The sequence below is a fragment of the Microcystis viridis FACHB-1342 genome (genome assembly GCF_014698335.1).
GTDB classification, from domain to species: Bacteria; Cyanobacteriota; Cyanobacteriia; order Cyanobacteriales; family Microcystaceae; genus Microcystis; species Microcystis ichthyoblabe_A.
Genome location: NZ_JACJSV010000048.1, coordinates 25,300 through 37,565 on the forward strand (window position 1 = coordinate 25,300; position 12,266 = coordinate 37,565).

10 protein-coding genes are annotated in these 12,266 nt (G+C 39.2%); 3 read left to right on the forward strand and 7 right to left on the reverse strand.

What is annotated here, in order from left to right; all coding sequences use genetic code 11:
• Positions 1 to 776 precede the first annotated feature (776 nt).
• The 4 genes from H6G40_RS15600 to lepA form a co-directional block, all read right to left on the reverse strand.
• Positions 777 to 1,196 (reverse strand): hypothetical protein, encoded by a 420-nt coding sequence (locus H6G40_RS15600; protein WP_002734645.1) that lies wholly within the window; start codon positions 1,194 to 1,196, stop codon positions 777 to 779.
• Between the two features lie 57 nt (positions 1,197 to 1,253).
• Positions 1,254 to 3,068 carry an ABC transporter ATP-binding protein gene (locus H6G40_RS15605; RefSeq protein WP_002733975.1) on the reverse strand — a complete coding sequence of 605 codons (1,815 nt, stop codon included), beginning with the start codon at positions 3,066 to 3,068 and terminating at the stop codon, positions 1,254 to 1,256.
• Between the two features lie 386 nt (positions 3,069 to 3,454).
• A complete protein-coding gene (locus tag H6G40_RS15610) occupies positions 3,455 to 4,633 on the reverse strand; it encodes an AAA family ATPase (protein WP_069474508.1) in 1,179 nt (392 codons plus the stop codon).
• 55 nt (positions 4,634 to 4,688) lie between these two features.
• Positions 4,689 to 6,500, reverse strand: coding sequence for a translation elongation factor 4 (gene lepA / locus H6G40_RS15615; protein WP_002762209.1), 1,812 nt, complete (start codon positions 6,498 to 6,500; stop codon positions 4,689 to 4,691).
• Positions 6,501 to 7,048: 548 nt separating this feature from the next.
• Here lepA and H6G40_RS15620 point away from each other — a divergent pair.
• The 3 genes from H6G40_RS15620 (at position 7,049) to H6G40_RS15630 (ending at position 10,672) form a co-directional block, all read left to right on the forward strand.
• Complete coding sequence (locus tag H6G40_RS15620; protein WP_002732463.1) at positions 7,049 to 7,279, forward strand: type II toxin-antitoxin system CcdA family antitoxin; 231 nt, start codon at positions 7,049 to 7,051, stop codon at positions 7,277 to 7,279.
• A gap of 226 nt (positions 7,280 to 7,505) precedes the next feature.
• On the forward strand, positions 7,506 to 7,826 hold the full coding sequence (locus tag H6G40_RS15625) for a hypothetical protein (RefSeq protein ID WP_069474507.1): 321 nt from the start codon (positions 7,506 to 7,508) through the stop codon (positions 7,824 to 7,826).
• The gene (locus tag H6G40_RS15630; protein WP_069474506.1) at positions 7,823 to 10,672 is read left to right on the forward strand and encodes a GUN4 domain-containing protein; all 2,850 of its coding nucleotides are present in this window, start codon (positions 7,823 to 7,825) and stop codon (positions 10,670 to 10,672) included. Before H6G40_RS15625 ends, H6G40_RS15630 begins: the two co-directional genes overlap by 4 nt.
• A 27-nt stretch (positions 10,673 to 10,699) precedes the next feature.
• On the opposite strand, the gene H6G40_RS15635 is transcribed toward H6G40_RS15630, so the two are convergent.
• The 3 genes from H6G40_RS15635 to H6G40_RS15640 all read right to left on the reverse strand — a co-directional run bounded on the left by H6G40_RS15635 (position 10,700) and on the right by H6G40_RS15640 (position 12,117).
• Positions 10,700 to 11,428 carry a class I SAM-dependent methyltransferase gene (locus tag H6G40_RS15635; RefSeq protein ID WP_052276598.1) on the reverse strand — a complete coding sequence of 243 codons (729 nt, stop codon included), beginning with the start codon at positions 11,426 to 11,428 and terminating at the stop codon, positions 10,700 to 10,702.
• Positions 11,429 to 11,431: 3 nt separating this feature from the next.
• Entirely contained in the window at positions 11,432 to 11,563 is a 132-nt protein-coding gene (locus H6G40_RS23740) for a hypothetical protein (protein ID WP_002744308.1), read from the reverse strand.
• Between the two features lie 95 nt (positions 11,564 to 11,658).
• On the reverse strand, positions 11,659 to 12,117 hold the full coding sequence (locus H6G40_RS15640; RefSeq protein WP_052276597.1) for a DUF7689 domain-containing protein: 459 nt from the start codon (positions 12,115 to 12,117) through the stop codon (positions 11,659 to 11,661).
• Between the last annotated feature and the right edge of the window lie 149 nt (positions 12,118 to 12,266).

The following is a 12,266-nucleotide window of genomic DNA, read 5'->3' on the forward strand; positions in this document are numbered from 1 at the left end:
GACTATTTTCTGCTAAAATATCATAGCTACTCTAGAAGAGCCCTTTTACGCAAATCTAATTGGAGACAATATCTCCTCTTTCTCAGCGCGTAAAAAAGCTGAAAAATAGCGGTTCTTAGGAGCGTTTTGCCATAACCAATATTGATTCCGCACCATTGTCATCTGATTCGTTATCAAACAAAGCAAAATCAAAAAACAAAGCTGGTATTATAAACTATAAGCCAACGAACTGATTTTTCCAACAGCAACTGATAGTAACAAAAAAAGTAGGATTTTAATTGGTGTAACTTTTACGCCAATTAGGTTTTATTTTGTCCAAAGTTTAATAACATTTAGTTCGTAGAAATATTAAGACAACCAAGAACAGTTTCCAGATAGTGATTATTCCAACCAGCAGTAAGTCGCTTGTTCTCAATGCCTACCCTGGCAGTCTTTTCTTGGGACAATAAATTTACGCCAATATGACGTATGACAGCTATATTTTCATAAATAAGAACCGAATTTAGGACAACAAGATGTTGAAGTTTATTAATTTTTTGTCAGAAGAAAATGTTCTGAATCTCCATCATAATTTAACCAAAGTTTAATTATACAAGAGAAGATATTGATAAAAATAGTAATCATAAAAAGCAAATCTTTAACATTTATCAAGCAATTATTTTTATTAGTAAATATTCTACACAATTCAGGCTAGATAAGCAAGAGAGCTACGCCACTACTACCGAATCACTACCCCGACAAAACTTGAAACTGTGACTAATAGCCACTGTTTAATTCTAGGGATTACCTGAAAAAAATACTTTCCAACCAGCAGTAGCGATCGCACTTGCCAAAAGAATAATTAATGTCCAAACCTGATTTTTTTGGGTTCCTTCCACTGATTTTAGGCGATTATCGATGCCCTCAACCTTTTCAGTTAACTTTGCCTGTCCCACCTCTAGCTTATTTAATCGTTCGTCGAGTTTGTCAAATTTTTGGTTAAAATCTTTTTGGAGACTTTCAAATTTTTGGTTAAAATCTTTTTGGAGACTTTCAAATTTTTGGTTAAAATCTTTTTGGAGACTTTCAAATTTTTGGTCAACATCTTTTTGGAAACTGTCAAATTTTTGGTTAACATCTTTTTGGAGATTGTCAATTTTCCCCTCAATCCTTGTCAAAACAGCTTCTAGGGAATAGGTAACGGTTTCGTTAGACATAGTATCAACTCCCATTAGATATATTTTCTCGGTCCGCTATCGGAGACTATTTTAAGACTAAACCAGTTCACCGCTTTCTTGCAAAGAGTGGAGACGTTGATAGATTCCCTGCTGATTTAATAATTGATCATGGCTACCGATCTCGACAATACGACCATTATCCAAGACGACAATTTGATCCGCTTCTCGAACGGTACTGAGACGGTGGGCGATAATAATTGTGGTGCGAGTGCCTAAAATGGATTTCATGGCTAGTTGAATGGCTCTTTCTGACTCATAATCTAAGCTAGAAGTGGCCTCATCAAAAACTAACACATCTGGATCGACAATTAAAGCTCTAGCAATTCCTAAACGCTGTCTTTGTCCCCCCGAAAGACGCACGCCCCTTTCCCCTACAATAGTGGAATAACCATTAGGTAATTCATGAATAAATTCATCGACACGGGCAATTTTACAGGCTTCTGCTACCTTCTCGAAGCTAATATTAGGATTACCGTAGGTGAGATTTTCTAACACCGTACCATTAAACACATCTACTTCTTGATGGACAATCGCTAACCGTCGCCGATACCAAGTCACATCTAAGCGACGAATATCCTCGCCATCCATCATAATTTGCCCTTGATTCGGTTCAAAATAGCGGAAAAGTAACTTAACTAAAGTGGATTTTCCTGAACCCGATTTTCCCACTAATGCCACGGTTTGATAGGGTTCAATCAGCAGATTAATATCCTTGAGAATGGTTCTTTCTGGACTATAGCCAAAGCTAAGATTACTTAATTCTACTTTCCCCGTAAAATGATAGGGATTATGTTGGGCATGATCGGCTAAAAGACTACCGGCATCAGTGCCACTGGGTAAGTTGATAAATTCGTTTAGACGTGCCATAGAAGCATAGCGACGGGCAAAAGTTTCTGCCATTTGGGATAGGGGATCTAATTCCGCATAGGCCATACTAGCGAGGGTATAGGTGGTGATAAAATGCCCGATCGAGATTTTCTGTTGAACGGTGGCTAGGAGAGTAAAGAAAAATACTCCAAATAAACTAGCTTGGACGAGGGTTTTTTCCCAAGTAATTAAGTCCACATAACCCTTATGAATGCGATAGATAACGTAGGTAAATTCTCTCTCTAAACGCTGTTTCTGACGATATAACTCCTGTCCTTCTGTGGCAAAAGCTTTGACAGTTTTGATATTAGTAATAATCTCAGAATTGCGACTTTGGGTATTTTCGATATGCCGATCAAGAATTCTTTCTTTTTGCATTAAATCTTTTAAATCTCTCACAATAAAAGCTAGAATTAATACAAAAGAAATAACAAAAGCGAGGGCGATCTGCCATTGAATTACCCAAATAACAATAAAGATACCCAAAACTCTAAACAATTTTGGGATCATCATTCCCGCCACTTCGGGATAAGTCCAAGTATGACTTTCTATCCCTTTGGCGATCCGGTTAGCGATGCGTCCCGGATTATTTTCATCGTAAAAAGATAGAGGTAAGGTGAGAATTTTGGCAATAATTTTTTTGAGATGATCTCGTCGCGCTCTTAAGGATATTTCCCAGTGAAACCATGCACCCAGCCAAGGCTGAATTGGTGCTTTAATTACTGTAGTTAGGAAAATTAAGCCTAATAATACTGCCAAACTAACCCACTTTTCTGAGGCAAAGGGAGTTAAAATCATGGTGCGATCGACCAAAGATTGTACGAATCCATCTAAAGGTTGATCGGAAAGAACATTAAGAATCTGTCCGACAGCGTAGGGAACCATCAGATCGATAATTTCAAAGACACTGGAGGCAGCAATGCTCAAAAAGGCGGCTTTTTGATAATTGCGATAGTAACTGAGAATATCGCGTAAGGAAGCCATAACATCAAGTAAATTGCCAATTTTTAACTTCTATCTGATAACTGCTAACTGAAAAGACTAAAGGCACTTTTGGGATTGTTTTTCTGGAGTTACCATTATACTACAATACTACAAAAATCTGCCGACCTAGAAATTTATAGGACAAAAGCCTTGTCATAGTCTTGTATTCTCAATCAGCTATTAGTCAGGAGACGATGCTAGATCAGCTTATATTTCATCCTTGGCAGAAGCACCAGAGATCAATTTATCTAAAATTTTGACGAATATTATCACAAAAATTAATAAATTTCTGAAAGGTTTTTAAGTGTTCGGTTTTATCGATACGCTGTATTATAAAGCTTTTTTTCGGTACTTCTTCCTTCAACTAAAAAATAAATATTCATCGATTAACTAATTCCTTGAGGAAATTCTTCTAAGACATTGATAAGATCAATAAAGGCTTTTTGTCGAGTTTTAGAAATATGAAAATCAGCCGCATTGTGTACCTGAATTACTCCTCCTTTACGAGTGACTATTTTCCAATAGCCAGGACTGATATTATTAATTATATAGGGATGATGACTGGTAATAATAAACTGTAAATCTCGATAATTAACTAATAAATCTTCTGTTAAAGTGTCCAAACAGTTAACCCCCAAACTATTTTCAAATTCATCGATTAATATAACACTGCCATCAGGAGATAATTCGATCGTTGCTAAGAACATCAGGCTTTTTATCATTCCAGAGGAGATATTTGGTTCTACAATCCAGACATGAGAGTTTTTTTCTTTTATTTGTATGCGAGGTAGCTCTTCAAGTAAACCAATTCTAGTTAATGAAACAAGCAGATCACCTAGTTCGGATGGCTCTAAAGATTCTATTTTTAAATCTTCAACTTGAGGGAAAATATCTAAAAACTTTCTCTTTATTATCTCGAACGTATCAGGATATTTTTTATAAGTGATAAGCAGTTTGTCGGAAATACGAAGTTGACTCGATTGTAATTCAGAGAGAGAGTTATATTCGGCATATTCGTAGTTTCTAAGGATTTTACCAAATGTTGAATATGAGATATTAAACTTAAGTGGATTGAAAACCATTTTGTTAAATTCCTGTCGAACAGGGAAAACATCTTCTTCTTGATTGAAAAGCTCTATACAGCTTAAATAAGATGGTAGTTTTGGTGTCTTTGAATGTTTAAACTCAATTACCTCTTGGTTTCTTTCGATCAAAACCTCTTGATCTTTTAAAAGAGTTTCCCTAATTATACTAACCTTATTTTCGCCGTCATTACTATTGACTTCATCTTCTTCAATCTTGATGAGAGAACGAGCTTTTCTAACCTCAAATTCACCCAACCAATGATAACGAACATGATCATTGGTTAAAAGTTCCACATCCCATTTCACCCCATTTATGGATGCACCGTTAGCGATTCTTTTTAAATTACTAATAGCCTTTAAAATCGAGGTTTTTCCTGCACCTGAGATACCAACTAATAAATTCAAATCTGGAAAAAATTTGCAAGAATCTATACTTAATCCAGAGGATAAATCTTGATAGGATAATCTCAAAAGTTTCATAATAATTCCCCACTGCTAAAACTAAAAAGGGTGAGTTAATTCTCACCCCAAGATTTTACTGAGGATCGAGTTTTAGGACTGCCATAAATGCCTCTTGCGGGACATCAACAGTTCCGATCGCTTTCATCCGTTTCTTCCCTTTTGCTTGCTTGTCTAACAGCTTTTTCTTGCGGCTAATATCACCACCATAACACTTAGCTAAGACATCCTTTCTTAAAGCAGGAATATGTTCACTAGCGATAATTTTAGAACCAATAGCTGCTTGAATGGGAACCTTAAATTGATGCCGGGGAATCAATTCTTTTAACTTTTCGGTTAACGCACGACCAACATAATAAGCTTTATCCCGGTGAACGATCATCGCTAAAGCATCAACGGGATCACCATTGACCATAATATCTAATTTAACTAGCTCATTTTCCCGATAGCCAATTAATTGATATTCCATACTAGCGTAACCGCGCGATCGAGATTTTAATTGATCAAAAAAGTCCGTCACCACTTCCGCTAAAGGTAACTCATAAATCAAAGCGGTGCGAGTTTTAGTAAAATAACGCATATCCTTGAAAACTCCCCGACGACTTTGACATAATTCCATCAAAGCGCCTACATAGGTTTCCGGAGTAATCATTTCCACTTGGATATAAGGTTCCTCAATTTTTTCCCGTTTTTGTGGGGAAGGTAACAAACTAGGATTATCCACTTCGACAATTTCCCCATCGGTGGTAGTGACCTGATAAACTACCGAGGGAGCAGTGGTAATTAAATCTAAGTTATATTCCCTTTCTAGTCTTTCCTGGACGATTTCCATGTGTAGCAGTCCCAAGAAACCGCAACGGAAACCAAAACCCATGGCGCTAGAAGTTTCCGGTTCGTAGGATAGAGCTGCATCGTTTAATTTTAACTTTTCCAGCGCATCTTTGAGATCGGCATACTGATCAGCATCGGTGGGGAATAATCCGCAGAAAACCATCGGTTTTGCTTCTGTATAACCGGGTAAAGGCTCTTGTGCTGGTTTAGCGGTTAGAGTAATCGTATCACCCACCCGGGCATCAGCAACAGTTTTAATCGCGGCTGCCAGATAACCCACTTCTCCCGCGTGAAGTTCATTTACCTGTACCTGTTGCGGTGATAAAATTCCCAATTCATCAATCACAAATTCTTTACCGGAAGCCATAAAACGAATTTTATCGCCCTTTTTCACCCGACCATCCATGACGCGGAAATAGACAATTACTCCTCGATAAGCGTCGTAATAACTATCAAAAATTAAAGCTCGGAATGGTTCTTCAAGGGTATCTTGGGGAGGGGGAACTAATTGGACGATCGACTCTAGAATATCATTAATACCGATCCCAGCCTTAGCCGAGGCCCGAATCGCCTCACTACAGTCTAAACCCACCACTTCCTCGATTTCCGCTGCGACCCGTTCCGGTTCGGCACTGGGTAGGTCGATTTTATTTAAAACTGGGATAATTTCGAGGTTATTTTCCAGCGCTAGGTAAACATTGGCTAAAGTTTGCGCCTCTACTCCTTGGGACGCATCCACAACTAATAAAGCTCCCTCGCACGCCGCTAGAGACCGAGAAACCTCGTAGGAAAAATCCACATGGCCGGGGGTATCAATCAGATTAAGAACGTATTTTTGACCATCCTTAGCGGTATAATCCATGCGTGCCGCTTGTAACTTGATGGTGATACCTCGTTCCCGTTCCAAGTCCATATTATCGAGAAATTGTTCTTTCATCTCCCGTTGGGCTACGGTTCCCGTAATTTGCAGGAGGCGATCGGCGAGAGTTGATTTACCATGATCGATATGAGCGATGATGGAAAAATTGCGAATGCGAGAAACGGGAACGTCAGTCATCGTGGTTCACTGTTGGCAAAAGTCAGGGGTTTATAAAATTTTAGATTCCTTAATTCATTGTAGAGGTAAAGTCTCTAAGGCTGGAGCAAAAGCGAAAAGTAAAAGGTAAAAAAAGCTAAACTGCAAGTATAGTCAGGGTTTTGGCCTTAGCTTTCCCTCTCGGCATCCACAGGAAACTATGGTAGGCTTGATTATGGTGACAAAATCAGGGAAAGGGCAATGGCTCAGGAAAAGCTCTATGATTTGTCCAAATCGGATTACTATAGATAGGGCTGGCTGAATAAATCTAAAAACCTTGTTGGATAAGGCTTTTAGACTTTTTTCCCTCAAAAAGTGCCTATGGAGTGATCGGCGGCAAAATCCCTGGACTTTTTCCCTGAAAATTAGGTAACTGACTACTTCAAAATCGGTAAAACCCCACACCCTACACCCTACACCCCACACCCTGCCACCACGAAAAACTTTTTTCAGCAGATCCTCGATAAACTCTTGGATGAGAATCCTCGACTGACGGGTAGAATGATAGATAGCAATCATTAATAGAGCTTATGAACGACAATGCTACACCGACTCAGCGCACGGCGGAGAAAGTTGAAATCGCTATTCACCTTGACTCGGAAGTTTTAGACCAGATTAAACACCTGACTAACGATCCTAGTCGCATTATCGAAACAGCGATTAAACAGTGGCTAAGAGGAGAGAAACAACCGGATGAGGACTTAACCCGTCATCTTCGACGCAATCCCCCCGTACCACCCAAAGGGGAATGGAATGACTAAGATTTTTCAGTCTCTAATAGGTTATTTCCCGACGGAGAGACTGAAATATTTTCTTAGGTCAACCATTGACGGTAATTGAGATTTTTTCCCCAACTAAGCTGGTCATACTAGATTCGTTGAGTATAGGCTACATATCAGGACAAGCAAAAGGGGGAATAGATAATCAGTTTTTAATAAACGGATTTAGTATCATTTTGCTTGGGTACTGACAGGAGGAACAAAACTGATGCAGATAGAAATTGAAGGAGCCGATGCTATCAAAGTTGCTGAGGACATCCTAGAGATGGAAGGGGTGCAAGGCAGCTACGAAGTTATCTCCGAAGTGCAGAAAGAGGGAACCCTTGCCACCATTGCCACCATCATCGGCATTATTAGCGGAACAATCGCCATCGCTGAGAAATTTTACCAATTAAAGCGAAAAATTGACTCTCCTGAAACCCCGAAAATCGAACGAGTGTTAATTGTCAGCAAAAACGGCGATCGCCTGCTGCTCAAAGATGCTACCCTAGAGCAACTACAAAAACTCTTGGAACAAGAAAAATTATGAAGATACTGCATATTGACCTTCAGGAGAGGGGTAGCAATAGCGTTGAGTTCCGATTTTTCTGGGATAACCCCAACCAGACTCGTACCTACACAAGATGCTTGAGTGAAATAGACAACCCAAGTAAAAAGGCCGACACCGATTACTATACCCGTTTACCGGAAGATCACGCCACAACAGGACAAGGTTTGTACCGATGGTTAGATGGTACGGAGCGCATCCTCCAGAGCGAATTAGATAGCCCCCGGGGAGAGGAAATAATAGTTCTGGCTATCAGCACCAGCAAAAGATTAGTCCATCTACCCTGGGAATTATTACACAATGGTCAGGGTTTTTTGGTGGAGAAAAGACCTGCCATTATTCCCGTGCGGTGGTTTTCCAATAATAGACCGAATCAGATTGTCAGTCCGCCGCAAAACCGCCCCCTCAACTTGCTCTTTATGGCTACCTCTCCGCTAGGCGTTGAACCCGTCTTAGATTACGAAGCAGAAGAGGGGCAAATTTTAGGAGCCACCCAGCGCAATCCGGTGAACTTGAGAGTAGAAGAAAGTGGTTGTTTAAATGAGTTAGGCTATGTAGTTCGGGAATATGACCAAGGCTACTTTGATGTCTTTCACTTAACAGGTCATGCAACTCATCAGGACGGAAAACCCTGCTTTCTCACCGAGGATGAGTATGGCAACCGGGTTGATAGCGACACCAATGCCATTTATGATGCGATCGCTCGTTCTTCTTTACCGCCTTTAATTTTCCTCTCTGGTTGCCGTACAGGTTATGCTCCTGACAGCGCAGTTCCCTCCATGGCGGAAGAATTTTTGAACTTGGGGGCAAAAGCTGTTTTGGGTTGGGGAGAAAGGGTTCTAGATACGGATGCAGCAGTGGCAGCGAAGGAATTGTACGGACATTTATCCCAAGGGGAAACGGTAATTGAGGCCCTATCTGCTACCTATAGAGCCTTAATTGACCAGCAAGCAAGGGATTGGCATAAACTGCGCTTATATGTAGGAAACACTCTACCTCAAGCCCTAGTAACTCCCTTAAGGACACCGAAACGCACACAACTGCCAAAACCGACAATTACCAGAGAATTTAGAGATGATGAAAATCGGCTTAGGGTGGTCAAAAGGGAAGAGTTTGTCGGTCGTCGTCGCCAGTTACAGAATTGTTTGCGAACGCTGAAAACGGATTCGGAAAAGGTTGGGGTACTAATTCATGGTATGGGAGGTTGGGGAAAAAGTAGTATCGCCTCTCGACTGTGGGAGAGATTGCCTGAATCGGAAAAGATTCTCTGGTGGCGACAAATTGATGAAGTTTATTTGATAAGAAAGTTAAAAGATAAACTCATCAATCCTAAAACTAGAGAACTTATTGCTGATTTAGAAAACAATCAAATTGAACTTAAATCTCGATTATCTCACCTATTCATTCGGTTAGCTGAATTGGGAGAAAAACCGTTTCTTCTGATTCTTGATGACTTTGAATGGAATCTCGAACCTCGTGAAGGTCGCTATATTCTTAAGGCTCAAGTCGCCCCGATTTTAGCAGCATTAGTCGGGTCACTTCGAGAAACGGGAACTCATCATCGGATTCTGATTACTTGTCGCTACGAGTTCGATTCTGATTTATTGGATTATTTCTATAAACAAGGGTTAGAACCATTTAGAAAAGCTGAATTAACTAAGAAACTCAATCGCTTAGAAAATTTTGCTTCTGATAAGCTTGATAAATCTCTAAGGGAACGAGCGTTAAATTTAGCCGATGGTAATCCTCGTTTATTGGAATATCTCAATAATGAAGTTTTAGGTAAAAAAGATGCAGAAGCCAAATTAACGGAACTAGAACAAAGTCCCGAACTATGGAAAGATCAAATAATTTGGGAGGAATTATATCAGCTTATTGATGAGCCGTTACAACAGGTTCTTAGTCATTGTCTAGTCTATGAAATCCCCGTCCCAATGGTAGCTTTAGAAGCTGTTTGTCATTCTCTGACTAATTACCAACAGCAATTACAACGGGCAAGAGAACTGGGACTACTGGAAATTAGTCCTGAATTAGAAGAAGAAAATCAACTTTATCGTGTCTCTCGAATTTTACCTCACATTATTTCCTCTATCCAACTTCCTGCTGCACCAGAGGTTTATTCATTATCTAGGAAAGCTCATGATAAATTATATGAATTATGGGGAAATAAAGAAAACGAAAATGAGGAAAGATGGCGCGAGATTTTCCGTCTAGCTTTTGCAGAGACAGAAAACCCTGAAAGATTTAGGGAACAATTCGACAAGATGATCTCGGTACAATATCACAAAGAGGCTGATCGCGCCTACGAAAAAGAACTGAGAAAACAGAGGGAACATCTCATAGAAAACCAAGAACAAATCTATCAAAAGTTAGAGGAGTACCTAAAGCAACAGGATTGGAAAAAAGCCGACTACGAAACCGCTTTCATTATGTACCAGTGGATGATCATAGAAAATTATAATGACTTCTACGACCTTTTTAGTCAGGTATCCCTAGATGTAATCAATGAAATTGACCGTCTCTGGGTGAAATACAGCGAAGGGAAATTTGGTATTAAGAGACAGGCGAAAATTTACCGTGACCTTGGGGGGACAGAAGAATATAATCGGGAAGTATGGGGTAGTTTTGGCGATTGCATAGGTTGGCGACAAGGAGGTATATGGTTGGAGCTTGAAAATATAGAATATCCTGCCACAGCAGACTTGAGCGACTTTACATTTCCAATTCTTATATACCATCACTTTTACCAAGGTGGGGGTGGGGGAATTGTTTATGGAGCGAGGAGAATTTCTACGTTAGCTTCAAGACTTGAATCCCAAAATATTTAACTTAGGTGCTAACAATCGGGTAAAATTCTATTTAGAGGCTATAATCAGTGCATCCATATATTGACGTAAGTATAAGGTAACTTCTTGAAATCCAATTTCTGAAAGTTCAGAGATTGTTTCATCTTCATAGCGTATTCTATTAGGTTGTTCATCCGTAGTATAGTGCAACATAACCTCTTTCAGGAGATCGAACCTTTCAGCAGATACAAGGACTTCAAAGAATTTATCATATTGCCACTTTATATCACGGTTATGCTGTTCACCTCTTTGCGCGATTTTATCAGCGTCTAATAACTTACCTCCAATGAGAAGCCGACTATATAATAGTTGAAATACTTGAAAACGATAGAGTGCCAACATATTGTGAAAAGTGAATCCAGAAACAATAAAATTAAAGTTATTCAAAGGATAACTTTGCAAAAAGTTTAAAACATCATCCTGAATAACAACAAGAGTATCTTGAGATAGGTAATGTGAAAGCCTTGAGCGGATTTTTTGAATCATCGAAGGTTCGTTATCGATAGCGATTATCTTAATATTTTTTGCTTCAGATAGGATCATCTCAGTTAATTCTCCATCGCCACACCCAATTTCTAGGATCAGCGATTCCTTTGGGCAAGAGTTTTGATAGTTAATTAGTAGTTTGACTAACTCTTGTCTTAACTTTTTAAGATGAGGACGAGCAGATTGCCAGAGACTATAATCATCACCTATCTTGCCGTCAAACCTTCTTTCTATAAGTTGATTATTTTCCATAAATTATAACTTAGCTATTTTGGTGTACATAGTCAGAGACTTAATTTTGCTGAAAGACTTGCCGAACATAATATTTAGCTTTTGATGGCAATTCGCTACTTCCTCTAAACGCTTAACTTTGGTACTTTGACTCATTCCAATTATAGCATATCTTTACAATTGCAGAACTTCCACAAGCAAACTTAAGATACATATCTTATTTGAAAGCAAAGCTAGACTCTAGCCTACTATTAATGATGTATTCTCCTCATAATAATGCTGCGGTTTCCAAGATTAAGAATATCAGGTATCCCTTCAATTTCTACAATAAAATGTTCCACAAATTCATGTCGTACATCTTCACGAACTCCTATTTTACTCGTCCATCTTCCAGTGTTTAATTGCCGACAGGCGTGAGAGGGACTACCATTAATAGTATAAATAGCGATTTTTTCAACAAAAAAACCGTTAGGACTAAACTCTAAATTAGGATCACCAATTGGGCAAACTTCAAAATGCTCGGTCCTATAGGCATCTATGAAGGCACTTAGAGTGTTCTCCCTTGGTATTCCAGCTGGCCAATATTCAGTCTCAAATCGATCGGGAAACCACCAACGCTCTTGATCATTTACTGCCCAAGCAAAGGAATTGTAATAAGGAGTTCTCCGACTGGTTATATGACTATCACCGTTAATGATTACAATACACATACTTTTTAAATAGATGATTTAGTGTTCATTAATATATCCCCTTTAATACGCCAATTCAAAAATGAAACGCATCAACCTCAAGAGTTGACAAAGAAAGGCTCATCAGGTACTGTCTGATCATTAACAAAAACAAATCAGACCCAAAATGA